The sequence below is a fragment of the Enterovibrio sp. FF113 genome (assembly GCF_041439165.1).
In the GTDB taxonomy this organism is placed as follows: domain Bacteria; phylum Pseudomonadota; class Gammaproteobacteria; order Enterobacterales; family Vibrionaceae; genus Enterovibrio; species Enterovibrio norvegicus_A.
Genome location: NZ_JBGONO010000021.1, coordinates 877 through 26,293, shown reverse-complemented (window position 1 = coordinate 26,293; position 25,417 = coordinate 877). Strand labels below are relative to the sequence as shown.

Here is a 25,417-nt window from a genome sequence, read left to right as displayed (position 1 = left end):
TCACACAAGGTTTTTGCCAACCCTATGCCTCCTCTGCTCTATCTAGGTCATCTGTTCAACGCTATACGCGATCAACGCATCGCCGCTTTCACGTAAACGTCGAAACGATTCTTCTTGGTTTCAATTTGGGTAGACGGCGTTTTTCCCGCAATGAACTCAGCGTAATCAGGGCGTTTAACCACCACACGCTTGGTTGCCAGCAAATAAGCAGGATCGAACAAACCATCAGCATCATGATCAGCACCAACCAGTGACTGAAACACGCGCATTTCTTTTTTTACCAAGGCTGATTTTTTTTTGTGCGGATACATAGGGTCAAGATAAACCACATCAGGGCGCTCAAGCGTTATGTCATCCACCAACTGCGTCAATGCATCGTGACTGGATGCATGCACCATCGACATGCGTTCGCTGACCCAATGTCCAATTTCTGGATCTCGCTTGGCACGTTCTAAGCCGTCTTCAAGTAATGCCGCGACCACAGGGTGGCGTTCTACCATCTGTACTTTGCAGCCCAGTGATGCCAGCACAAACGCATCTCGGCCCAAGCCCGCCGTGGCATCGAGTACTGTCGGTGTCGCACCTTTGTTGAGGCCAACCGCTTTGGCAATCGACTGCCCCTTACCGCCACCAAATTTACGGCGATGCCCAACAGCACCGCCGACAAGATCAACAAAAACAGCGCCCAGTTTAGGTTCATCCAGCTTACGCAACTCTAACTGTGATTCGGTTAAAACGAGGGCAAACGTGGCATCGCGGTCATGGGTGAGACCCCAACGTTGTGCGATGGTATCAAGGGTGTCTTGGCGCGTTGGCGCTTCGCAGGTTAAAGCAATCTGCACCTGAGTTCTCCGGCAATCTAGTCTCGCCGAGTATAACCTCAAGCGTCGCCTAGTTGGAGCAAAGAAAACGGCGATCTTCTTGCCGCTTACTCTTGCGCCTCTAGAGAGCGTTGCAGATATTCGCTTTTGATAAGCAATTCCATCGGTTTTGGCATACTGAAGTGATAACCCTGCGCATAATCGACACCGAGTGATTTAAGGCGAGTTAAGATGGCTTCGTTCTCGACAAATTCCGCCACGGTCTTCTTGCCCATCTGCGTGGCCAATTCGTGAATAGCCCTTACCATTGCGTAATCGGTTTCATCTTCCGCAATGTCACGAACAAACTGACCATCAATTTTGATAATGTCGACAGGCAATCGCTTGAGGTAGCCAAACGACGATAAGCCAGAGCCAAAGTCATCCAGCGCAATGGTGCAACCTAGCTGCTTGAGTTTGGTAAACAGCTCAATCGCATCCGTCAGATTGCCAATAGCGGCGGTTTCGGTGATCTCTAGACAGATCGAAGAACTCGGCACATTGCTCGAGTTCAGCGCATCAAGAAGAAAAGCAATGAAACCTTCGTCGCTCATTGAACGTCCCGACAGATTAATCGAAATCATGGCGATTTCATTCACGTACTCAGGGTTGCGCTCAAACCAGCCCAAGGTTTTTTCGATGACTCGTTTATCGATAAGATGCGCCATGTTGTAGCGCTCAGCCGCAGGAATAAACAACCCGGGCGCAACATAGTTACCCTCGCGGTCACGCATACGCACCAAAACTTCGAAATAGAGTTTTTCTCTCAGCTTTGAAGACACACTAACAATGGGCTGGGCATACACTTCAAGCCGATCTTCAGCGAGGGCGGCGTGAATTTTATTCACAAATGCCATTTCACGCTCATGACGACGAAGCTCTTCGTCATCAGGGCGATAAAGGTGAACCCGACTACGACCATCATGTTTTGCGGCAAAACAGGCTGTATCAGCCTGTGCATGCACTTGTTGAGGCGTTCCCGCCGTTTTGTCCAACATGCGAATACCCACGGAGCAACTCAATGCCAAACGAGAATTGTTCCAGTAGAAATCCATCTCACTGAGACTATCAAGAATTTGTTTACCCTGTGCAAGCGCCTGCTCTTCGTCGCATTGATAACAAATCACTGCAAACTCGTCGCCGCCTAATCGCGCCAGCGTGGCACCAGTAGGCAGAAGTTCTCGCAGCGCTTGTGCGGTTTGTTTTAACGCTTCATCGCCCGCTTCATGCCCAACCGTGTCGTTAATCACACGGAACTGATCCAAATCGATGTAGAACATTGCGTGAGTAAAACGCTCGTCTGAGGCGGAGTTCAGTGCATCAACCAAACACATTTCAAAATGGCTACGATTTATCAATCCCGTGAGGAAATCATGTTGCGCTTGATACCTCAGTTGCTGTTCCATACGACGGTTTTCAGTGATGTCTTCCCCCACCAGCAGAAGTTGAGATTGCACTTGTGTGGAGCGGACACTTTCACGAATCCAACGCTCTTGCCCGTCACTGGTGCGATAGCGAGTTTCACGACGCCAAATCCCAAAACGCTGGCGATTCGAACTGCCCAGTAAGCTGCGTGGCGGAGGACTATCGTCTGCATAAAAATCAGTGACTTTGTGCCCAAGCATATGGCGTTTGGAAAAGCCCAGCCATTCGGTCGCGCATTGATTAACCGATTGAATACGTGACTGGTGGTCAATGGTCAGCAACATCACAGGTTGCTGCTCATACAACATGCGATACTCTACTTCACTGCGTTGTAATTTCTGTTCGGCCAGTTTGCGCTGACTAACATCTCGCGCTTCAAACAGTATCTGCGCATCGGCATCACTGTGATCGGGCAACGCTTTGAGCGCCACATCAAGTATCACTTCGTTTTGCTGCTCTGATAATAGACAGGCCTCAAAACGACTAGTTTGCCCCTCTATCAGCGATTCAATGTGCAATTTCAATCTGTCACCGCTTAACCAATCGGACCAATGCCAAAGAGGCATAGACTCTCGCGTTTCCCATTGAGGGAATATCCGTTGAAACGCACCATTAGCGGAGACAACGCGGCCTTGATAGTCAAGCAGGGCGATATATTGGTGGCTCTGATCGAACACGCCTTTAAACAAAGCACGACTTTGCGCTAACTCACGCTCGCCCTTTTTTTGCTTATTCATTTGCTTGGCTAATCCAGCAATGATCAAACCAGCAATAAACATAATGGCGACACTACTGAGGATCGCATCTCGATTAGAGACCATAAATGAAGGGGGTTGATTCACCGACACCACGTTGGAGAATAAGGTCAGGTCAATGTGCTTCTTCTTGGCTGTGGTGTACTCAAACATGAGTTGGTTAGCATCAGTGACGATAGGTGGCGTCTTTGAGGACTGCAAGGCTTCAGTCAATAGCTGTGCCTGCACCAAACCATGATGATGACCATCAACCATGATCCCACCTATCACGCCATAGGGCAGCATAAAGCTATTTGCGCCGTAGATAGGAACCGTCGCGGAAGTCGTGATCTTCGTAAGCAGGTCACCGTGGTTCATAAATGCCCCATCGGCATCTTTGAAATACGAGATGAACAACACCACATCACCGGATTCTAATTCAGCAATGCGATTCACCAAATCGTCAAAACGCATCTGATGAAGACGGTTGACCTCAACCCCCAAATCCGTTGCATTTTCTAACTGTTCACTGATCGCCTGCCAGTAATCACGACTGGAATAAGCATCATCAAGCGCTAACCACACACGTTGGGTATCTGGATGAACAGCTTTAATCAAAGCGACGTTATCCGGCACATTGATCAATTCTTCCACGCCCGTTAAGCGTGTAAGGTTTTCAAAAGGTGCATAGGTAGCGATATTCAGGCCTGAAAAAACCACCGGAATATCACCAACCTCCTCCGCCAAGGCACTCACCAACCACAATGCCGCATTATCCGTGGTCAGTATGGCGTCATAGTGATGATCACGCAGGCGGCTCTGATAAAGGGATTTCAATTCCGCCATATAGCCGACGGACTGAACGCGCTTGGTATCGAGATAGGTGTGCTCGACAACAATGTCTTGCCCTTCTATACCCTGCTCTATGCCTTCAACCAGTGATTCTGTCCAAAAAAAATCGGGATGATAGGAATGCACAGCAAGAACCTGATAGGCTGCTAGGACTGCGCCGCTTTTCAGTAAGACGATAGCAAGGAAGAAACACTTAAATATATGGCGCATAGGAATAATTATTAAAATGTTCCTGAGAGTATCATTATCATGACACCCTATTGGTAAGCCTGTCAGTTGGTCAAGTTTCATGCACGGAAACTGCGGGTAACATGGAGTTTAGTGAATACCAATGAATGACGTTGCAAAGTTAGATGATTTAGATCGCCAAATCCTGCACACCTTGATGGCCGATGCCAAAGTGCCTTATGCCGAAATGGGTAAGCGTTTTTCGGTCAGTCCAGCGACGGTACATGTGCGTGTGGAAAAGATGAAAGCTGCAGGTATTATTACGGGGACTGAGGTGTTGGTTAATACCAAAGCGCTTGGTTACGACGTGTGTTGTTTTATCGGCATCAACCTTTATGCTGCCCGTGATTACCATTCTGCGATAGAAAAACTGCAGCAGCTCGATGAAGTCGTCGAGGCCTATTACACCACCGGCGCCTACAACATTTTCGTTAAACTCATGTGCCGCTCCATTGAAGAGCTGCAATATGTCCTGATTGATAAACTGCAAGCTATCGACGAAGTGCAGTCAACGGAAACGCTGATTTCTCTGCAAAACCCCATTAAGCGAAATGTGGCACCGTAAGTAAGACACAAGAAACAACCGTCAGGACTGCCAAAATGAAAAATGCCAGCAAGTTAAAGTTGCTGGCATTTTGGTGTTCTCGGCACAGAACTAATTATTCAGTGCTTTCTTGATTTGGCAAATCAGGGATATCCATCTGCTTATCTTCAGCCAACCAACGCGCAACGTCTTTGGCGAAATAGGTCAAGATACCGTCTGCCCCAGCGCGCTTAAAGCACAGTAGCGATTCCATCACGGTTTCACGCTCATTCAGCCAACCATTTAACGCCGCCGCTTTATGCATCGCGTATTCGCCCGAGACTTGATAAGCAAAGGTCGGCACTTTTAGCTCTGATTTCACTCGGCGAACCACATCCAGATATGGCATGCCCGGTTTCACCATGACCATGTCAGCGCCTTCATTGATATCCATCGCCACTTCATGAATCGCTTCGTCGCTGTTAGCTGGGTCCATCTGATAGGTTTTCTTGTTGCCACCTTTCAGGTTTGCCGCCGATCCAACCGCATCACGAAACGGTCCGTAATAGGCTGATGCATACTTAGCTGAATACGCCATGATTTGGGTATGAATGTAACCCGCCTCTTCGAGTGCTTCGCGAATAGCGCCAATACGACCGTCCATCATGTCTGATGGGGCCACCACGTCCGCACCCGCTTCAGCGTGGGACAATGCCTGCTGGATTAGCACTTGGGTGGTTTCGTCGTTTTGCACATAGCCGTTATCGTCAGTCAAACCATCTTGACCCGACAAGGTGTATGGGTCGAGTGCGACATCAGTGATCACGCCAATTTGTGGCACATGCTCTTTCAACAGTCGCACGGCACGCTGAACTAACCCTTCAGGGTTATGCGCTTCTTCGGCACTGGCCGATTTAAACTCTTTCGGCACAACAGGGAACAACGCGATCGCTGAAACGCCTAACTTGGCTAGGTATTCTGCTTCATACAACATCAAATCAATGGAAAGGCGTTCAATGCCCGGCATTGATTCAATGCTTTCACGGCGGTTTTTACCCATAAGGATAAACATCGGGTAAATCAAATCGCTCGCTGACAGTTGGTTTTCTGCCATTAAGCGACGGCTAAAGTCATGTTTGCGCAGACGGCGCATGCGACGGGCCGGGAATGCGCCCTGAATGGATATGGTCACGATATCCTCCTTAATCCAAGTGCTTTGAGCGAATCATAACGTCTACAGTTTGAATAAGCGACGGGTGTTCTCCACGCTTTGTGTGATCAACTGCTCAGTGTCTTGCTGACGCAATACAGCAATCACTGAGGCGATATGAGGTAAGTAGCAAGGTTCGTTGCGGCTCGACTTAGGTTTAGGCTTGAGATCACGCGGCTGTAAGTAAGGCGCATCGGTTTCTATCATCAATCGGTCATCCGGAATAAGCGGTACGATAGCGCGAAGAGCCTCACCGCGTCTTTCATCACATACCCAGCCCGTGATACCGATATACAACCCCGCCTCTAAGCACTCACGCAGCTCTTGCTCCGATCCGGTAAAGCAGTGCAATACCGCGCCCGGCAATTGTGGCAGCCATGGTGTCAATATCGCCATAAAGCGTTCATGAGCATCTCGGCAATGCAGAAACACAGGCATGTTCAACTCAGCAGCTAAACGAAGATGCACTTCAAACACCGCTTCTTGCTGTGGGCGAGGTGAGAAATCACGATTAAAGTCGAGCCCGCATTCACCGATTGCCACGACATGCGGAAGGCTCGCAAGCTCGCGAATAGTAGGCAATGCCATATCTTCCACCGTTTTGGCATCGTGTGGATGCACGCCCGCGGTCGAATAAGCAAAGTCAGAATACTGGGCGGCAAGCGCCGCCGCTTGAGGACTTGACTCAAGATCAGTCCCGGTCAGAAGCATTGCGGTGACACCCGCCTCTTTGGCACGAGCGACGACGTCATCTCGGTCTTTATCAAACCGGCTACTGGTTAAGTTGACACCAATATCAATCACTGTTTGTCCTCGGTTATCTGTCTTAGCAACGTTGGTGGTTACATTACATTGGGCGCATAAAGAAAAAGCCAGTGTATCACTGGCTTTATTCACTCTGGCAGGGCGTTATCCCTGACTGTGCTCTTCATTCTCGTCGCTGTTTTCTTCATCGCGTCGCTTATAGAAGCGGGAGAAAAACAGCCCCACTTCAAACAGCAGACACATTGGGATAGCCAGCAGCGTTTGCGAAATAATGTCTGGCGGTGTCAGGAACATGCCAACAACAAACGCAGCGACAACGATATAAGGCCGCTTCTTGCGTAAGTCGTCAGGGTCCACAGCACCTGTCCACACCAACAAAATAATCGCGACCGGTATTTCAAACGCAATACCGAACGCCATAAACAGTGCCAAAATAAAATCGAGGTAACTGGCAATGTCGGTGGCTATCTCGACATCTATCGGGGCAATCGACGTAAAAAAGCCGAACACCAACGGGAAGACAACGAAATACGCGAAAGCCACGCCGCAATAAAACAGCAAAGAACTGGATGCCAGAAGTGGCATGACAAGACGTTTTTCATGCTTGTACAGCCCAGGCGCCACAAACGCCCAAATCTGATACAAGATCATAGGAACAGCAACGAACACCGAGACCACCAAGGTCAGTTTGATTGGCGTGAAGAAGGGCGATGCCACATCCGTTGCAATCATACTGGTGCCTTCAGGCAGCCGATCAACCAAGGGTGCCGCCACGAATGTGTAAATATCGTTGGCGAAATACACCAAACCAAGAAACACAACCAGCACAGCTAATAAAGCGCGCAGCAGTCTGTCTCTCAGTTCTACAAGGTGACTAATAAGCGGTTGGGTATCTTCAACAGATGACATAGTTACTCGACAAAAACTTGAGCCCTACGGAATACCGTTACTCGGTTTTATCCTTAGTAGGGCTAGTGGCGCTGGCAACATCAGTGTTCTCGCTCTTACTGGCGTAAGGGCGCTGTACACCTTCTGCTGCTTTTTTTAGCTCATCAACAGATTGTTGTAGGTCGGGCGACAGGTTTTGCATTCCCATCTGCTCGGCTTTTTTCAAGTTATCCTGTAGCTCTTGAATTTTAAGCTCTTGTTCAAGCTCATCTCTCACAGAACCAGCCATACGTCGCGCCGCACCAATCCAGCGGGACACATTTCGAATAGCAACAGGTAAACGTTCAGGGCCGAGAACCACCAGACCTACAACTGCGATCAGGATCAGCTCCCAAAAACCGATATCAAACACGGATTATGCCTGCTCTTTGTCTTTCGCTTCGCTCTTTTGTGCTGTGCTGTCTTTCTCTTCCAGTTTTTCCTGGACGAAGTCAGCGTCTTTCTTTTCATCGTCTGTCATGGCTTTCTTAAAGCCTTTTACTGCCGAGCCCAAGTCGCCGCCGATGTTACGCAACTTCTTGGTACCGAATAGGAGAATGACAATGACGGCAACGATAAGGAGTTGCCAAATACTAATACCACCCATCTAGTGCGACCTCTGTTTTATGTGGTGAATAACTGAAGTAACCCGAGTCTACTCGCATAATGTTACAACTTATTTGATATTGCCAAGCTACCTCAATTTTCGGCTTTCAGCGAGAATAACTTGAATTGACACTTATTTATTAAATGCTCGCCATGCAAACAGCCAACTGAACAACGCAACCGTTCCCGCTATCTGCGGCAAATCTTCCACTTGGTTACTATAGAGTATGGCAGAGGTGACGATCAGTGTTGCCCCAACACCCAACAGGAACCTTGCACGATTGTGTTGCTTTCGCGATTGCATAAATTCTTTATACATAACATCCATGCGCTGATTGACCTGACGGCCTTGGCGCAAACTGTCATAGACCAGCTCAGGGAGTTCCGGTAATTTTTCAGCCCAAAATGGTGCTTTCTCTTTGATCGCGTTAATGACCGCTTGCGGCCCTAACTGGCGTGACATCCATTGTTCGAGAAACGGTTTCGCCGTGTCCCAAAGATCCAATTGCGGGTAAAGCTGACGCCCAAGGCCTTCTACATACAGCAAGGTTTTCTGCAGCAGTACTAACTGAGGCTGCACTTCCATATTAAAGCGACGCGCCGTATTGAACAGGTTGAGCAAGACATGACCGAAGGAAATCTCACACAGCGGCTTTTCAAAAATAGGCTCACACACAGTGCGGATCGCGAATTCAAACTCGTCGACATTGGTATCGTGAGGCACCCATCCAGAATCAACGTGCAGCTCTGCCACTTTGCGATAATCACGATTAAAGAAAGCGAGAAAGTTTTCCGCCAAATAACGCTTATCTTCACGATTCAGCGTCCCGACGATGCCACAGTCCAAGCCAATCCATTGTGGATCTTCTGGGTGTTCATAAGAAACAAATACATTGCCAGGGTGCATATCAGCGTGGAAAAAGCTGTCGCGAAACACTTGGGTGAAAAACACCTGTACACCGCGCTCGGCGAGCAATTTCAAGTCCGTACCGTTGGCTTTAAGCCCTTCAAGATCGGACACCTGAATACCGTAGATACGCTCCGACACCATCAAACTGGTACGGCAGTAATCACTGAAGGTTTCGGGCACATAAAGAATATGGTCGTTTTCAAAATTGCGGCGTAGTTGAATTGCATTGGCCGCTTCGCGCATCAAATCCAATTCATCGAGCAAGGTCTTCTCGTACTCACGTACCACTTCCACAGGCTTTAAACGACGAGCCTCAGGCAGGAAACGGGCAACAATACGCGCCATGCGATACATGAGTTTGATATCGGCTTGAATGACAGGAAGAATGTCAGGACGAATGACTTTCAATACCACTTCTCGGCCATTTTCTTTCAACGTCGCGGTGTGTACCTGCGCAATGGATGCAGAAGCCAGTGGCGTTTCGTCGAAATCATCGAACCAGTTTTCGAGCGGTCCACCCAACGCATTTTCCATTTGGGTCTTAGCAAGCTTGCCGTCGAAAGGGGCAACTTGGTCTTGCAACAGCGCGAGCTTATCGGCAATTGCAGGTGGAAACAAATCACGTCTCGTCGACATCATTTGCCCGAACTTAATCCAAACCGGTCCAAGCGCTTGCAGTGCCAATCTTAAACGTTCGCCCAACGGCATGTCTTGGTGCTCGTTTTTCATCCAAAACAGCATTTTTCGCAGCAAATGTGGGGCGCGAGTGATCGGCTGCTTAGGCAACAGCTCATCCAAGCCATAGCTCAGCTGAACTTGGGTAATTTTATAGAGGCGACGAATTTCGCTCGGTGTCATGCGTTTTCCACCTTGGCGGCTAACGCCAGTTTTTGTTCAAACGCATCAAGGCGCGCATGTAGACGCGATGCCTGACTTTGCACTTCATCAACCTGATCGGCAAAATAAGCCACTTCCAGCGCTCCGGGTGCCAAGCGCCACTCTTCAACGACCAATTCCGCCGCATAGCGCTGATTGCGCTCGCCGAATGCTTTAATAAAAGCCAGCCCTTGCTTTGCGCCGCGCACCATAGTGTGCGCTACTACATCACCGGTGTAGTGAGATAACCATTCGGCAATGTCTAAGTTAAGGCCATTGAGTAAATTGGAAAACTGCTGAGCAACATCGATGTCACCATCAAGATGCAGCTTGTCTTGCTTGATAAGCGCAGTCAGGTTGGCTTTGTCTTTCAGCTGCGGCGCGACAGAGATCGCCAACGCCAGATCGCAATCTGCATCACCGTCGAAATCTGCTAACACATCAATTTGCTGACTGAATACAAACACCAGTTTCTTATTGATGTCTGTCAGGGTGACACGCAATACTTTGCCTTTCAGGCGAGCAAGTCGACGCTGACTTTCCGCATCCTGACGAACCAGCGAGTTAAGGCTAGTCTCAACAACAGCGGTGACTAATGGGTCAAGAGGCATACTGGCACCTTAGAATTTGTAACCACGGTGCAGGGCAACAATGCCACCGGTCAGGTTGAAGTATTTGGTTTGATCAAAACCGGCATCTTCCATCATGCCTTTCAGCGTTTCCTGATCAGGGTGCATGCGAATAGACTCTGCCAGGTAACGATAGCTCTCGCCATCATTAGCAATAAGCTCGCCCATTTTAGGCAGAAGGTAGAACGAGTAGGCGTCATAAATCTTTGATAACGGCTCGACCAAAGGCTTAGAAAATTCCAATACCAGTAAACGGCCACCCGGCTTCAACACGCGATACATAGAACGCAGCGCTTTGTCTTTGTCGGTAACGTTACGCAAACCAAAGCTGATGGTGATGCAATCAAAGTGGTCATCCGGAAATGGCAGTTCTTCTGCGTTAGCTTGAACATAGTTCACGTTGCCTACCACGCCCATGTCACGCAGTTTATCGCGACCCACATTGAGCATGGAGTTGTTGATGTCAGCCAATATCACCTGGCCTTTCTCACCGACAATGCGAGAGAATTTTGCGGTCAAATCACCGGTACCGCCCGCCAAATCCAACACGCGATGACCAGGGCGTACGCCACTGCAATCAATGGTGAAGCGTTTCCAAATTCGGTGAATACCCATGGACATCACATCATTCATGATGTCGTATTTTGCGGCCACATTGTGGAAGACGTTAGCAACCATACCGACCTTTTCTTCTTTGGCGATCGTCTTGAAGCCAAAGTGAGTGGTATTGTCCTCTGTGTCTTGCGTCACGCCCTGTGTCAAATCTGTCATTGTAAACCCCTGAGTAACACCGGACTGGAATAGGAAATGCCCGATATTTTTGCCGCTTAGTGTACTTTACATACTCAAACAACCACAAGAAGCGCGAGTCAATGTGATGTCGCCATCATGTGGTTATTTTAATCAGATCAAACCATGCTCAAAGTGCTTAGTGCGCCAACTACCTGTCCGATGACTCGCGTGAGACGGGTAAGCTAACCACATCTTCGTTTTGTTCAGATTCTTCTGACGTGTCTCTTTTTAGCATAGTCGGGCTGATATCGCGCTTTACCTCTACCCCGAGGGATTTAAAGCCTTCCACCTGACGAAGAATATTCCCTCGTCCTGTCGACAATTTATTTAGCGCGCTGTGGTAGCTGTCTCCCGCTTTATCAAGCGCTGCACCGAGCACTTCAACATCTGCGACAAACAGACGAATCTTATCGTAAAGCTTGGCGGCTTTATCGGCGATAAGACGCGCATTCTGATTTTGATGCTCATAACGCCACAAATTGTTGATGGTTCTCAATGCCACCAGCAAGGTCGTTGGACTGACAAGCATAATATTATGATCAAGTGCCTCGCGGATCAGTGATGGCTCAGCTTCTAAGGCAATCTGGAATGCGGGCTCAATAGGAATAAACATCAGCACGTAATCAAGGCTGTGAACACCATGCAGTTGATGATAATCCTTTCGCCCAAGCCCTCGAATATGCCCGCGAATAGCGGCAACGTGCTCGCGCAACGCGCTGTCTTTTTCCGCCACTGTGTCTGCGTGGAAATAACGTTCATACGCGACCAGCACCATTTTTGCGTCAATCACGACATCTTTTTCTTGCGGCAAACGCACAATCACGTCTGGCTGATAGCGCTTGCCTTCCTCGTTTTCTAAGCTAACTTGGGTTTGGTATTCATAACCATCACGTAAGCCAGATTCCTCCAACACGCGCGCCAGTACAACCTCGCCCCAGTTACCCTGCTGCTTGTTATCCCCTTTCAACGCTTGCGTCAGGTTCACGGCTTCACGTGTCATGTCCTCATTGAGCTTTTGCAGGCTTTTGATTTCATGGATCAGGGTGTGACGCTCTTTGGCCTGCTCACCAAAGCTGTCACTGACTTGTTTATGAAAGCCCTCTAGCTGGCTTTTCAGCGGGCCTAATAACGAATCTAAGCTTTGTTTATTTTGTTCATCGACAGTCCGTGTTTTGTGGTCGAACACTTTGTTGGCCAAACTTTCGAACTGCACGCGTAGGCGCTCTTCGGCGCTTTCGAGTAAGCGGATTTTCTCGTCTGCCGCTTCCAGTTGCTCTTCAGTGCGGGTTTGCTGTTCACGTAGCGAAAGCTCTAGCGCTGCTTTGTGATCACGCAGGGAATCTAACGTCTCAGTAAGCTGCACTTTTTCCGCACGAAGTGCGTCCATTTGACGGAGCTTTTCGGCCGCCGCGGCCAGTCTGCCATACTGCAGGCGAAGTTCAGCGCTGAGTCGATCTCGATCCAAATCCAGTTCATCGAGCTCTCCTTGAAGCGATGTGTTCTCGGTTTGCAGACGCTCAATCGCAGCGCAGCTGAGTTTTTCGTCGGCCTCACGTTGCTGCATATGGAGATCGCGCAGGTTTCGCTGTGCCATACGATGATAGACCGCACTGACGATGAATGTCAGTCCTGCACCTATTGCCGCTGCAAGCCATATCATGCCATCTGAAAACAGGCTTTCGATCTGCATGCCATTAACCTTTTCAATGTTCATCATTACTTGTAGCAAAGGCTAATAAGACACTGGATAAATGTCCAGTCTTTCTGTTTATCGGTAACTGCACTAGACTGCTGCTCTCCTCTTTATTAAGTAAGCACTTCTCATGAATGATCGCCTTGCGATTGGCTACGGATTGGCTGCCGTGTTGCTTTGGTCAACCGTCGCGACGGCTTTTAAAATCACCCTGACTTACATGGACCCGATCCAAATGCTGGCTGCCGCCAGTGTGGTCTCTGCATTGTCACTTGTCGCTGTGGCGGGATGGCAAGGCAATCTACACCTCATTACGTCGACGTTTTTTCGCCGTCCGCTTTATTATTTGATGCTTGGGCTTATCAATCCGTTTATCTATTATTTGGTGCTGTTTAAAGCCTACGACTTGCTGCCCGCATCATTGGCTCAGCCGCTTAATTACAGTTGGGCGATTACGCTGACTTTGATGGCGGCCATATTCTTAGGGCAAAAAATTCGTAAGCAGGATTGGATTGCGGCGGCATTGGGCTATGCCGGTGTGGTGGTTATTGCGACCAAGGGCAATGTCTTGGACTTAAACTTTGATAGCCCGCTAGGCGTTGGATTGGCCCTTTTCTCAACACTACTTTGGGCTGGTTATTGGATCCTAAACGCAAAAAACCAAGCCGACCCTGTCATTGGGTTGTTACTTGGTTTTCTTTTGTCCTTGCCGTTCTCTATCGGTCTTAGCCTATATAGTAGCGATTGGAGTGGTATTCCTTGGCAAGGCTGGCTCGCCGTCAGTTACGTGGGCTTGTTTGAAATGGGGATCACGTTTGTGCTTTGGCTGAAGGCGATGAAGTTGGCGACCAATACCGCCAAAATCAGCAACCTTATCTTTATTTCGCCATTCATTTCACTGATATTACTGGCCAATATTATAGGCGAGCAAATCCACCCAACGACCTTGATAGGCTTGGTAATGATTATTGCTGGTTTATTGATTCAGCAACGAAAAAGTAAGACGTGATTTAAAACAGTTAAGCGTTACGCTGCGCTAGATATTGGCGCAGCTCATCCACTGAAATGCCGTCATCTGCGATTTCTTGTGCCAATTCCTGAACGCGCTCTCCGCGGCGATCCGCAATAACTTTATTAAATTGATGGACCAATTCACGCAATCCACTGATCGGTACTTGGCGAGCCGCACGTTGGACGCGATCCTCACTCATACCGCTTAATTCTGTGAGAAGTTTACCAAACATCATTTTCTCTGGAGATTCTTCAAGAGTCTCCAAGTGACGAGCTAATTCAAGCATCGACATCGACATAGTTATACAACCTATTGTTTTAATTTTCGGGAAGAAAGGAAGTGTTCGCACACTAAATATACTCCCTTTGGTCAATAAGCAACAAAAAAATACCCGCACAAAATAATTTGGCGGGTAAATAGTCGGTAATAAGCACGCCATTATTACGAAGTGAATGCCGTAAACATATCGCCTAGAGGGTCAGCACTTCGTGCTTTGTGCGCTTTTTCACTAATATAGCTTACAGTACTGTTTTCTCGTTTTTAGCACTCAGCCGTATGCCAGCGCTTGCCTGCTCGAGACCAAAGCACAGCCAAGCCCGGCGCAATCAACAGCATATGGAAAACCAATAGGTGAGGCTCAGAAAGACCAGCTCGTTGTGTCAGGCTGACAAGGATACCCGCGCCACTCATTTGAAAGAGGCCAAGCAGCGCCGCCGCTGTGCCAGCACGTTGACCAAAAGGCTCCAGCGCTTTGCCTGCCGACGAGCCCAACACCCAAGCAAAGCCAAATGACGATAAGAACACGGGCACCATGAAGGCCCACGCGGTTTGTGTCGAGCTCAACACGCCCATCAACACACCCGCAAATACCAATATCATCATGCCTGCGTTTAGCGTTTTACGGCTCCCGACGATATCCATAACTTTTGGCGTCGTCATTGAAGCAAAAATATTGAGCGCAGCGTTGATGGCAAACCATCCTGTAAACTGCCCCATCGACAAGCCCAATCCATTGATGAGTCTCACCGGTGCTGACGTTACGTAAGCCAGAATCACCGCCATTGCCAACATGCAAAGCACGGCATGATAGATAAACACGGGTTCTTTCAATACTTGCCAGTAACGGGAAGGACTCAACAGCGCGCCGCTTGAATCGGTATCAGCTGGGCGCGTTTCGCGAAACAGCGTAAATACCAGCACCAAAGCCACTAGCGCATATGCCATCATGAAACTAAAGTTTGAACGCCAGCCAAAGTGAACAGTTAACCAACTGCCCAACAACGGTGCCAGCGCAGGGATAAAACAGATAGCACCATTGAGGTAACTGATCATTTGACCGCTTCGCTTACCGCCAAAGCTATCTCGTACTGCCGCAAACGCACACACAGAGGTTGCGCACGCACCCGCACCTTGCAGTAAACGCGCAATGAGCAAAGCGTCTAACGAAGAAGCAACCCAAGCCATGGCAGAGCTTGCGGCGTAAATAGAGATACCCACTAAAGCGACGGGACGACGACCAAAACGATCGGCTAATGGGCCAGCCAACAATTGGCCCATGCCCAAACTCACCATAAACCATGAAATAGTGTCTTGAATACGGGTCGGCGCAACATCAAATTCTGCGGCCATAATTGGCATAGCAGGCAAATAAATATCAATAGCAAGCGGGCTGAACAGTACAAGCAGTACCATCAATGCAACCAAGCGGCTATCAGGTTTCGAAGAGGGGGTGGACATAAGGAACTCCTGATTAATTGCGCGCAGTGTAGTCTTGTTTTGATATGAATAAAAATGGCTTATAGTCAGGTGAGACATTCCCGTATGGAATATTACTATTGAATCTGAATCATTTATTACGCTACGACCTCAATATGCTGATTTGTTTGCATATTTTATTGGAAGAGTGCAACGTCACGCGCACAGCTCAACGTTTGCATCTGAGCCAATCTGCGGTGAGTAAGAGCCTCGCCAAGCTACGCGAGCAATTTGATGACCCTTTATTTAACCGTACTTCACGTGGTTTACACCCGACAGCCAAGGCACTATCACTTAAACCCGCGCTGAAAAACTTGCTCAACCATTTAGACGGACTGACTGTATCTGATGCGTTCAATCCCGCTACCAGTGATCGTCGTTTTCATTTTGCACTGGTCGAAAGCGCCTACCCTCTTTTGATGCCGCGATTCTTAGGTGAAATACTAGATGCAGCGCCATCAATCACCTTAGATACTCAGGCATGGGGTGCTGGTACGTTTGATGCAATGGCACGGGGCGAAGTGGACTTTGGTATAACAGGAAAAGATCTGAACCCTGCTGATGCGATGCTCACTTTAATGCCTCCCAAAGGCATCGTTTACGAAGAGTTATATCAAGATCATCAAAAAGTGATTGTTCGCCAAGGGCACCCGTTATTGTCAAAGCGCTGGAATATGGAAAGCTATCTCAAACAGCGCCATATACAAGTCCGTTGTGATGGCAGCGATCGCTGGCTACTGGATTACAAGCTCGCCGAACGTGGGCTTGAACGCGACATTGCGATGTATGTCCCTGACTTTAATAGTGCGGCCAGTTTATGCACCCATACCGATTTGGTATTTACCGCGCCATCTCACTTCGCCAACGCCGTGGCCAAGCAACTGGATTTGGTGGTGACATCTTTGCCTGAGCCGTTACCGCCCATGGCATATACCCTGTTTTGGCATCAAAGTCAGGAATCTGACCCTGGTCATCGTTGGCTGAGACAGCTCATTATTTCGCGTTGCCGATATATGACAGAAATTGCAGCGGCTGAGGAAAACAGATAGGTTAGAGCCTTGAGAGAACACGCTAAACCTCATCGCTTTTTGAACATTACGATCAATCAAAACAGATAAAAATAGGACGAAAAATGCACGCCACTTATGCTGATCGCGTCAACGCATTGCGACGCTGGCTGGAAGACCAAGCGCTGGACGCACTGGTTATTCCACATGAAGACGAGTTTCTTGGAGAGTATATTCCCGCCCACAATGAGCGTCTTCACTGGGCCACCGGATTTACAGGTTCGGCAGGCGTGGCGGTGATCACTCGTGAAAATGCAGCCATTTTTGTTGATGGTCGCTACACCGTACAGGTGCGTAAACAAGTCCCTGGCGATATTTTTGAATATCGTCATTTGATTGAACAACCTGCATTGCAATGGCTTACTTCTAACTTGCCACAAGGCAGCAAAGTCGCCATCGATACGCGTCTTCATAGCGCAAACTGGCTAGCTAACGCCGAGCAAACTGTGGCAGGAAAACTGACACTGACCGCTATCGACAGCAACCCGATTGATGCACTTTGGCACGATCGTCCTGAGCCACGTTTAACCACTGCTCGTCTGATGGGCAACGAGCTCGTTGGACAAAGCAGCACAGAAAAACGCGTGCTCATTGGCCAAGCACTGACAAAAGCCGGTGCAAACGCAGCGTTGCTGAGTCAACTAGACAGCATTTGTTGGCTCTTAAACATTCGTGGTGGCGATGTATCTCGCCTTCCCGTCGTATTGGCTTCTGCATTGGTTGAAGCGAATGGCAACGTCATCCTGTTTATTGATCCTAGCCGCCTACCTGATGACTTTACAGCACATGTTGGCGCAGGCGTATCAGTGCAATCACCAGATGCACTAGAAGCGGCCTTGTCAGCTATGTCTGGCAAAACCATTTTGGTCGACCCACAAACCAGCAATGCTTGGGCAAGTCAGGTTCTCGCCAAAAACGGCGCAATCATTGTGCACGCTGCAGATCCTTGCATGCTGCCGAAAGCGGCCAAAAACACCACTGAAATTGCAGGCATGAAAGCGAGTCATATCCGAGATGGTGTGGCAGTAAGTCGTTTTCTAGCATGGCTAGATGCGCAAGTCGCAGCAGGCATTCTTCCAAACGAAGCAGCGCTTTCTGACAAACTCTACAGCTTTCGCGAATTGGACGAAACGCTGGCAGATTTGAGCTTTGATACCATTTCAGCCGCAGGCGGAAATGCGGCCATGTGCCACTATAACCACCTCAATCAACCGAAGCCGGGCGAACTGGAACTGAATAACGTGTATCTGGTGGACTCTGGCGGTCAATATCCAGATGGCACGACAGATATCACGCGCACCGTGGCAATCGGTGAATGCTCTGATGGCGTGAAGCAAGCATTTACGCTGGTTCTCAAAGGTCACATTGCACTCACCACAGCACGTTTCCCGAAAGGCACCGCTGGCAGCCAATTGGATGCATTAGCTCGCCAATACTTGTGGGCAAACGGCTTTGATTACGATCACGGTACAGGTCATGGCGTTGGTCACTTCCTCAGTGTTCACGAAGGGCCACAACGCATTGCCAAGGCGCCAAATACCGTTGCCTTACTGCCAGGTATGGTGCTCTCCAATGAGCCTGGCTACTACCGCGCAGACGCATTTGGTATTCGCATTGAAAATCTAGAGTTGGTGGTAGAAGTACCCACAGCGGGTGACATGACGGTAATGGGTTTTGAGTCACTAACTCGCGCGCCAATTGATCGTCGTTTGGTGGATGTGAACCTGCTGACTGACAGCGAGATCGCATGGTGGAACGATTACCACCAAAAAGTGTGGGCCGATATCAGTCCATCACTGCAAGATGATGATTTAGCTTGGCTTGAGCAATCCGTGGCACCCTTGTCTCGTTAACCAAATCACCGCCAATCAAACAATGAAAAAGGCTCCTCGGAGCCTTTTTAGTTTTCAATTTTGGCTACCCTGAATACCCGGCTTGCCAATCCTTCCAAACCACGTCAAAGCCTGCACTTTTCACCGCATTGGCGACCTCTCTGGCGCTACGCTCATCAGAGACCGCAAACTGTTCCAATTCAGGCTCATTGTCGGCATATCCTCCAGGCTGAGTTTTTGATGCCGCTGACATAGACGTAATCCCAAGGGGTAAGACTTTATCGCGAAACGCAGGCGATTCTCGGGTGGATAAGGACAACTCCACCTCTGAATTGAGCAAACGATATGCACAAATGAGCTGAACCAATTGCCTATCTGTCATGACGGATTTTGGCTGCACAGCGCCTTCACACGGACGCAATCTTGGGAACGATATGGAATAACGACTGCGCCAATAAGTTCGCTCCAAATAGTCGAGGTGAGTCGCGACGAAAAAGCAATCCGTTCGCCATTCATCAAGCCCAATTAGCGCACCAATACCGATTTTATCGATGCCTGCTCGCGCCAGCCTATCTGGCGTATCAAGCCTAAAAGCAAAGTCGGTTTTATTACCTCGAAGATGATGCTCACCGTAAGTCACCCGGTTATAGGTTTCCTGATAGACCATCACCGCATCCAATCCCAACTCTTTGAGTTCAGCGTACTCTGCTTGCGCTAACGGCTGCACCTCCATCGCTAGATAACTGAATTGACGCTTAATTTCAGGTATCGCCTGACGAAAATAGTTCATGCCAACTTTGGTTTGATGCTCACCCGTGACCAGTAAAATGCTGTCAAAGTTCATCGCCTTGATAGCACGACACTCACGGCCAATATCATCCATCGACAGGGTGCGTCGCTTGATGCGATTCTCCATCGAAAAGCCGCAATAGGTGCAAACATTGGCGCAAAGGTTCGACAAATACAGCGGAACATAAAAATTCACTGTGTAACCAAAACGGCGGCGAGTTAACGCCGCTGCTTGTTGCGCCATGTGTTCGAGATAGGGCTCGGCAGAAGGCGATATCAAGGCTTTAAAATCCTCAAGATCTCGCTTAGGTTTCGCCAGCGCACGCAAGACATCCGCTTCATTTTTACTATAGATAGATAGCCGAATATCGTCCCAATCTAGCGTTTCCCAATAGGCTGAAAAACTCATTTTTTCTCCCGTCTATCAGGTAAGTTCATCAAGAAACGACGTGAGTGGACTCGATGCAACAGCATGCTGTACTTTGCCCGCCAACCCTGCTTCATAGGCCATACGACCGCTTTCTACTGCCAACTTAAACGCCTGCGCCATGGCAACCGGATTGTGTGCCGCTGCAATGGCTGTGTTCACCAATACTGCATCAGCACCTCTTTCCATCGCTTCTGCAGCGTGAGAAGGCGCGCCAATCCCTGCATCGACGATCACAGGCACCTTGGCTTGATCGATGATGATGTCGAGAAAGTCCCTCGACACTAGCCCTTTATTACTGCCAATCGGTGCACCTAGCGGCATCACTGCCGCGCAACCCACTTCCTCTAACCGCTTACAAAGCACAGGATCAGCATGACAATAAGGCAATACTATAAAACCCTCTCTTACCAGTACTTCTGCCGCCTTCAAGGTTTCTATCGGATCGGGCATGAGATATTTAGGGTCAGGATGAATTTCAAGCTTAAGCCAGTGAGTACCAAGCGCTTCTCGTGCCAATCGCGCAGCAAAAATGGCTTCTTTCGCCGTTTTTGCGCCTGACGTATTCGGCAATAAATTGAGATTGGCAGCGATAAGCGGTGCAAGAATATCGTCTTCGCGGTTTTGAACGTCAACGCGTTTAAGCGCCATAGTGACAAGTTCAGAGCCACTTGCCGCAATACTTTGCGCCATCACTTTGGTTCCGGAAAATTTTCCGGTGCCCGTAAATAATCGAGATGAAAACGTTTTATCTGCAATTGTTAACATGGTCATCCTCCTGCAATAGCTTGAAACACGGCGACCTGAATACCTTCGGTCAATGGTGTCTGCTGCCACTGACCTCGCGGGATAATCTCTCCATTGATGGCGATGGCCACAGATTGCTGTGACAATGACAACTCGTGTATCAAAGCATCAAGATCACTTGAACCGGCTGGAGAATACGCCTGTTCATTAAGCCAAATGTTCATCGGGCACCTCGCTGACATGTGATGAATTATGGGGGTGACAGACGGCGCAATCACTATCAATAGGGATCGACATAGCGCGAAGCGACAAGGATTGACCATCCAACTGATAGAAACGGCTGGGGATGCTTTTTGTCTGTGTCAGTAGCTTGAGCGCTTCCAAAGCTTGTAGGTTGCCAATCACCCCAGCAACGGGCCCTACGACACCAGCGCTTTGGCAATTTCGTGGAGAAGCATCCTTGCTTGCAGGAAACAAACAGTGATAACAAGGCGAAATGCTCGCAGCGAAATCAAACACCATCAACTGTCCTTGCCATCCAATAGCGGCACCTGCAACCAATGGTGTGCAAGATTTCCTGCACACTTCATTCACCGCTTGCCGGGTCGCCATGTTGTCACTGCAATCGAGCACGACATCGGCCAATGACACTTCGAGGTCAAGTGCTCTATCAACAAGGTAGCGTTCCACTGCGCGACATTGAATCAGTGTGTTCAGCGCCATTAGCTGCGCACTCAGTGCGCGCGCTTTGCTCTCACCCAGATTGCCTTCACGGTATGCCACTTGGCGTGACAAGTTTGAACGCTCTACTGCATCATCATCAGCAAGCACCAGGTTACCTACACCCGCACCAGCAAGGTAGAGGCTGGCAGCAGTGCCTAGGCCGCCGCATCCCACAATAAGTACCTTTGCTTGCTTCAGGCGAGACTGCCCTTCTTCTCCCCACTCAGACAGCATAATTTGACGGCTGTAACGCTCAAACTCGCTATCAGACAGAGGCGGAATGCTCATGTCTCGCCTCCTCGGTCAAAATGCGTGAAAACGACTGCAATGTCGAAGGCAGATCGCCCGATTCGGTGACAGCTCGAACAACGGCAATAGCATCCACACCTGTTTGCCAAACCTCTGACGCGACAGACAAGTCAATGCCACCAATCGCGACAGTCGGGAAGCGACCATCGACGGTTTTCAGGTGTTTAGCCAACTGTTCAGTACCTTGAGGAGGTGTTGGCATGACTTTGGTTGGAGTGGGAAAGATATGTCCGATAGCCAAATAGCTCGGCGCAATCGAGAGGGCGAGATCCAGCTCCTGCGCCGTTCGAGTTGAGATCCCCAAGCGAATCCCCGCCTGAGCAATGGCCTCGAGATCTGCATCTTTCAGATCATCTTGACCAAGGTGTATACCGTATGCCCCTGCTGCGAGTGCTTTCTCCCAGTGGTCATTGATAAAGATCTGCGCCTTAGCGGTCTTTCCAGAGGCGACAGCCTCTTCGATCATTGCGTCTAGATCAGGTTCATTGGGATCTTTGATCCTAAGTTGAATGGTACGCACGCCTAGCGCCAACAAACGCTGAAGCAATACAATGTCATCAACCACTGGATAAAGAGGGCCAATGCCCTCCTCCATGCGCGCAAATGATACGCGACAGTTAAACATAGAAGGTTTCATCACACCTCCTACGCTTTCTGGTGGTAAAGTTCACTGCCTTTGGCCAAGAACTCTGCCGATTTTTGTTTCATGCCTTCCAGCGGATCATCCAGCATCTGAACTTCTACCGCTTGGCCTTTCTCTTGGTTTTTAGCGCTCTCGTCTTTAGCAAAAGCAAGCCGGACTTCTTGGCTTATCTTCATGGAACAAAACTTAGGCCCGCACATCGAACAGAAATGCGCCACCTTGCCAGACTCTTGAGGCAGTGTTTCATCGTGATAAGTGCGTGCAGTATCTGGGTCAAGTGCCAGATTAAATTGATCTTCCCAACGAAATTCGAAACGCGCTTTAGACAAGGCATTGTCGCGAACCTGAGCACCAGGGTGGCCTTTTGCAAGGTCTGCAGCATGCGCGCACAATTTGTAAGTGATCAGGCCGATTTTGACATCATCTTTATTCGGCAAACCAAGGTGTTCTTTTGGTGTCACATAGCAAAGCATGGCGCAACCGAACCAACCGATCATTGCGGCGCCAATACCAGACGTAATATGATCATAGCCCGGTGCAATATCGGTAGTCAGAGGGCCAAGGGTGTAAAATGGCGCTTCATGGCAGTGCTTGAGCTGCTCGTCCATGTTTTCTTTAATCATGTGCATCGGGACATGACCTGGCCCTTCAATCATCACCTGTACATCATATTCCCATGCAACTTTGGTCAGCTCGCCCAAGGTTCGTAACTCGGAAAATTGCGCTTCATCGTTTGCATCAGCAATCGAGCCAGGGCGCAAGCCGTCCCCCAAAGAAAGCGCGACATCATACTGAGCACAAATTTCACAGATTTCACGGAAGTGGGTGTAAAGAAAGCTTTCGGTGTGATGAGCAAGGCACCATTTCGCAATGATAGAGCCGCCGCGAGAGACAATTCCCGTCACGCGCTTGGCGGTCATTGGCACATAACGCAGCAAAACACCGGCGTGTATTGTGAAGTAATCAACACCCTGCTCGGCTTGCTCAATTAAGGTATCACGCATGACTTCCCATGTTAGGTTTTCAGCAATACCGTTAACCTTCTCAAGCGCTTGATACATTGGCACTGTGCCAATAGGTACAGGGCTGTTTCGCAAGATCCACTCTCGGGTCTCGTGAATGTTTCTTCCCGTAGACAAATCCATCACGGTATCGCCACCCCAACGGGTCGACCAAACCAACTTTTCAGTCTCTTCTTCTATCGAAGAACTCACTGACGAGTTACCAATATTGGCGTTAACTTTCACTAAGAAGTTACGCCCAATTATCATGGGTTCAGATTCAGGATGGTTGATATTTGATGGGATGATGGCGCGACCTTCTGCGACTTCTCTGCGCACGAACTCAGGCGTAATTTCTTTGGGTAAATTGGCACCAAAGCTTTGCCCTGGGTGCTGATGATTGAGTTGCTCATCGGCATATTTGTGGCGTCCCATGTTCTCACGTATTGCGATGTATTCCATTTCTGGCGTAACCATACCCTGACGCGCATAGTGAAGCTGAGTCACTCGCTTACCTTCTTTTGCACGACGAACATCGGGCAGTCTGCCAAAACGCAGTTCATCTAATGTATCATCATCCAGGCGTGTTTGTGCAAACTCTGAGCTTACTCCCACCAACGCTTCAGTATCGCCACGTTCTTCAATCCAACGCTCGCGCAGCTTTGGCAACCCCGCGTAGATATCAATGTGGTAATCAGGGTCGGTATAAACACCGGATGTATCATAGATAAGTACAGGTTCGTTATCTTCAAACTGTGGTGTTTCTTTATTTCCGCCGATCATGCTTGGCGACAACGAGATTTCACGCATTCCAACGCGAATATCTGGACGAGATCCTACAACGTGAACTTTTTTGGAATTAGGGAAGGGTTGTACCGACAGGTTGTCGATAAAATCTTTAGCTTCGTTTCTGGCTTGTTTACGGGTCGACATAGCATTACTCCATTAATTGTGGGAATAAATGCTTGCCGGATTTGCTCTGCAAGAGGTGTGTCACGCACAGATACAGTTACCCCGTTTGAGGTGACGTAATCTAAAACACGATTGTATTTACTTTCTCTTGTTTCCTTCGCAGGTATTAGCCTGATCAGGTTCAACGGATCCCGCTTTCGCGGTCTCAGCCAAATGGCACTCCGACAAGTATCAGTTGCAGTATAAGAAATGCGCTATGTCTTCTCAACCTCAATGTCTGTGATTAGCTGCGCATTAAGAGCTGAAAGCCTGCCCATGCGGCAAAAATACACACCACGACATTCAATACGATGTTTAACCCCATCTTGAACCACTCGCCTTGCTGAAGCAGCAAAACATTGTCCATTGAAAACGTGGAAAACGTTGTCAATGCACCAAGAAAGCCAAGGCCGATAAGATGTCGCCATGGACCAGGACCAAAAGTCTCTTGTTCAAGCGCCGCCACCAAAAATCCCATGAACAATGAACCAATAATATTCACTGTCAAAGTCCCATAGGGAAAACCTCGCCCTAACAAAACAGCGCAAATCTCAGAAATGAGATAGCGAGAGCAAGCACCCGCCGCGCCACCAATAGCAATATAGAAAAGCAAAACCGCCTGATTCATGGTCTAAAACCACTCGTAGCTTAAAACAGTAGCAATATGATACGCCGTAAAAACGACAAGCGCTAAGGCAGGAACAAGAATTGGATGTGATTGCGTATAACTGAGATTCATAAAAATAGCATTTATATCTAAAGTAAGGCTGAATAGGTAAACACACTGCTTCTCATGACACGCACAGAATGTAGCAGGTATAAATAAATCGACATTACTCTTCGAGGCCTTAAATGTGGCAGGGTGGAGAGATTTGACTGGGCTGGTATTCCAGCTCCCAACATCACTTTAAAAAAGTGACAGATTCGAAAAAGCCCCGACATTACTGTCGAGGCCTTAAATGTGGCAGGGGTGGAGAGATTCGACTGGGCTGGCATTCCAGCTCCCAACATCACTTTGAAAAAGTGACAGATACAAAAAAGCCCCGACATTGCTGTCGAGGCCTTGAATGTGGCAGGGGTGGAGAGATTCGACTGGGCTGGCATTCCAGCTCCCAACATCACTTTGAAAAA

At 48.8% G+C, this 25,417-nt stretch carries 24 protein-coding genes and 1 riboswitch; of the genes, 4 read left to right on the top strand and 20 right to left on the bottom strand.

Annotated features, from left to right (window positions below):
• Positions 1-71 precede the first annotated feature (71 nt).
• Positions 72-842, bottom strand: coding sequence for a class I SAM-dependent methyltransferase (locus ACED36_RS16490; protein WP_016959496.1), 771 nt, complete (start codon positions 840-842; stop codon positions 72-74).
• 86 nt (positions 843-928) lie between these two features.
• Positions 929-4,081 carry an ABC transporter substrate binding protein gene (locus tag ACED36_RS16485; RefSeq protein ID WP_016959497.1) on the bottom strand — a complete coding sequence of 1,051 codons (3,153 nt, stop codon included), beginning with the start codon at positions 4,079-4,081 and terminating at the stop codon, positions 929-931.
• 121 nt (positions 4,082-4,202) lie between these two features.
• Here ACED36_RS16485 and asnC point away from each other — a divergent pair, with 121 nt between their 5' ends.
• On the top strand, positions 4,203-4,664 hold the full coding sequence (asnC, locus tag ACED36_RS16480) for a transcriptional regulator AsnC (RefSeq protein ID WP_016959498.1): 462 nt from the start codon (positions 4,203-4,205) through the stop codon (positions 4,662-4,664).
• 94 nt (positions 4,665-4,758) lie between these two features.
• On the opposite strand, the gene hemB is transcribed toward asnC, so the two are convergent.
• From hemB to rmuC, 9 genes are all read right to left on the bottom strand, one after another.
• Positions 4,759-5,814: a porphobilinogen synthase gene (gene hemB, locus ACED36_RS16475; RefSeq protein ID WP_016959499.1), complete on the bottom strand. Its 1,056-nt coding sequence runs from the start codon at positions 5,812-5,814 to the stop codon at positions 4,759-4,761.
• 42 nt (positions 5,815-5,856) lie between these two features.
• Complete coding sequence (gene tatD, locus ACED36_RS16470) at positions 5,857-6,636, bottom strand: 3'-5' ssDNA/RNA exonuclease TatD (protein ID WP_371733548.1); 780 nt, start codon at positions 6,634-6,636, stop codon at positions 5,857-5,859.
• A gap of 105 nt (positions 6,637-6,741) precedes the next feature.
• A complete protein-coding gene (gene tatC / locus ACED36_RS16465) occupies positions 6,742-7,506 on the bottom strand; it encodes a Sec-independent protein translocase subunit TatC (protein WP_016959501.1) in 765 nt (254 codons plus the stop codon).
• 37 nt (positions 7,507-7,543) lie between these two features.
• Positions 7,544-7,897, bottom strand: a complete 354-nt coding sequence (gene tatB / locus ACED36_RS16460) for a Sec-independent protein translocase protein TatB (protein WP_016959502.1) — start codon at positions 7,895-7,897, stop codon at positions 7,544-7,546.
• Between the two features lie 3 nt (positions 7,898-7,900).
• Positions 7,901-8,131 carry a Sec-independent protein translocase subunit TatA gene (gene tatA / locus ACED36_RS16455; protein ID WP_016959503.1) on the bottom strand — a complete coding sequence of 77 codons (231 nt, stop codon included), beginning with the start codon at positions 8,129-8,131 and terminating at the stop codon, positions 7,901-7,903.
• A gap of 132 nt (positions 8,132-8,263) precedes the next feature.
• Positions 8,264-9,898, bottom strand: coding sequence for a ubiquinone biosynthesis regulatory protein kinase UbiB (gene ubiB / locus ACED36_RS16450; RefSeq protein ID WP_371733547.1), 1,635 nt, complete (start codon positions 9,896-9,898; stop codon positions 8,264-8,266).
• Complete coding sequence (locus ACED36_RS16445) at positions 9,895-10,527, bottom strand: SCP2 domain-containing protein (protein ID WP_371733546.1); 633 nt, start codon at positions 10,525-10,527, stop codon at positions 9,895-9,897. Before ACED36_RS16445 ends, ubiB begins: the two co-directional genes overlap by 4 nt.
• Positions 10,528-10,536: 9 nt before the next feature.
• A complete protein-coding gene (gene ubiE, locus ACED36_RS16440; protein ID WP_016959506.1) occupies positions 10,537-11,316 on the bottom strand; it encodes a bifunctional demethylmenaquinone methyltransferase/2-methoxy-6-polyprenyl-1,4-benzoquinol methylase UbiE in 780 nt (259 codons plus the stop codon).
• Positions 11,317-11,485: 169 nt separating this feature from the next.
• Positions 11,486-13,027, bottom strand: a complete 1,542-nt coding sequence (gene rmuC / locus ACED36_RS16435; RefSeq protein WP_371733545.1) for a DNA recombination protein RmuC — start codon at positions 13,025-13,027, stop codon at positions 11,486-11,488.
• Between the two features lie 133 nt (positions 13,028-13,160).
• Between rmuC and ACED36_RS16430 the strand changes: the two genes are divergently transcribed.
• On the top strand, positions 13,161-14,039 hold the full coding sequence (locus ACED36_RS16430) for a DMT family transporter (RefSeq protein WP_016959508.1): 879 nt from the start codon (positions 13,161-13,163) through the stop codon (positions 14,037-14,039).
• A gap of 10 nt (positions 14,040-14,049) precedes the next feature.
• Here the strand turns inward: ACED36_RS16430 and ACED36_RS16425 are convergent, their stop codons facing one another.
• Positions 14,050-14,340 (bottom strand): hypothetical protein, encoded by a 291-nt coding sequence (locus tag ACED36_RS16425; RefSeq protein WP_016959509.1) that lies wholly within the window; start codon positions 14,338-14,340, stop codon positions 14,050-14,052.
• A gap of 242 nt (positions 14,341-14,582) precedes the next feature.
• Positions 14,583-15,779 (bottom strand): multidrug effflux MFS transporter, encoded by a 1,197-nt coding sequence (locus ACED36_RS16420; protein ID WP_016959510.1) that lies wholly within the window; start codon positions 15,777-15,779, stop codon positions 14,583-14,585.
• 98 nt (positions 15,780-15,877) lie between these two features.
• On the opposite strand from ACED36_RS16420, the gene ACED36_RS16415 reads away from it, so the two are divergent.
• A complete protein-coding gene (locus ACED36_RS16415; protein WP_017005018.1) occupies positions 15,878-16,846 on the top strand; it encodes a LysR family transcriptional regulator in 969 nt (322 codons plus the stop codon).
• A gap of 83 nt (positions 16,847-16,929) precedes the next feature.
• The gene (locus ACED36_RS16410) at positions 16,930-18,717 is read left to right on the top strand and encodes an aminopeptidase P family protein (protein ID WP_017007020.1); all 1,788 of its coding nucleotides are present in this window, start codon (positions 16,930-16,932) and stop codon (positions 18,715-18,717) included.
• 64 nt (positions 18,718-18,781) lie between these two features.
• Here the strand turns inward: ACED36_RS16410 and thiH are convergent, their stop codons facing one another.
• The 7 genes from thiH to crcB all read right to left on the bottom strand — a co-directional run bounded on the left by thiH (position 18,782) and on the right by crcB (position 24,914).
• On the bottom strand, positions 18,782-19,894 hold the full coding sequence (gene thiH / locus ACED36_RS16405; RefSeq protein ID WP_017005414.1) for a 2-iminoacetate synthase ThiH: 1,113 nt from the start codon (positions 19,892-19,894) through the stop codon (positions 18,782-18,784).
• 15 nt (positions 19,895-19,909) lie between these two features.
• Complete coding sequence (locus ACED36_RS16400) at positions 19,910-20,680, bottom strand: thiazole synthase (protein WP_026024073.1); 771 nt, start codon at positions 20,678-20,680, stop codon at positions 19,910-19,912.
• A gap of 2 nt (positions 20,681-20,682) precedes the next feature.
• Positions 20,683-20,883 (bottom strand): sulfur carrier protein ThiS, encoded by a 201-nt coding sequence (gene thiS / locus ACED36_RS16395; RefSeq protein ID WP_016959515.1) that lies wholly within the window; start codon positions 20,881-20,883, stop codon positions 20,683-20,685.
• A complete protein-coding gene (locus ACED36_RS16390) occupies positions 20,867-21,670 on the bottom strand; it encodes a HesA/MoeB/ThiF family protein (RefSeq protein WP_016959516.1) in 804 nt (267 codons plus the stop codon). The genes thiS and ACED36_RS16390 overlap by 17 nt, the downstream gene beginning before the upstream one ends.
• Complete coding sequence (thiE, locus tag ACED36_RS16385) at positions 21,648-22,328, bottom strand: thiamine phosphate synthase (protein ID WP_371733544.1); 681 nt, start codon at positions 22,326-22,328, stop codon at positions 21,648-21,650. Before thiE ends, ACED36_RS16390 begins: the two co-directional genes overlap by 23 nt.
• An 8-nt stretch (positions 22,329-22,336) precedes the next feature.
• Positions 22,337-24,268: a phosphomethylpyrimidine synthase ThiC gene (thiC, locus tag ACED36_RS16380; protein WP_017005025.1), complete on the bottom strand. Its 1,932-nt coding sequence runs from the start codon at positions 24,266-24,268 to the stop codon at positions 22,337-22,339.
• Between the two features lie 114 nt (positions 24,269-24,382).
• Positions 24,383-24,481, bottom strand: a riboswitch (TPP riboswitch).
• A gap of 49 nt (positions 24,482-24,530) precedes the next feature.
• Entirely contained in the window at positions 24,531-24,914 is a 384-nt protein-coding gene (gene crcB, locus ACED36_RS16375; RefSeq protein WP_016959519.1) for a fluoride efflux transporter CrcB, read from the bottom strand.
• Positions 24,915-25,417 lie beyond the last annotated feature (503 nt).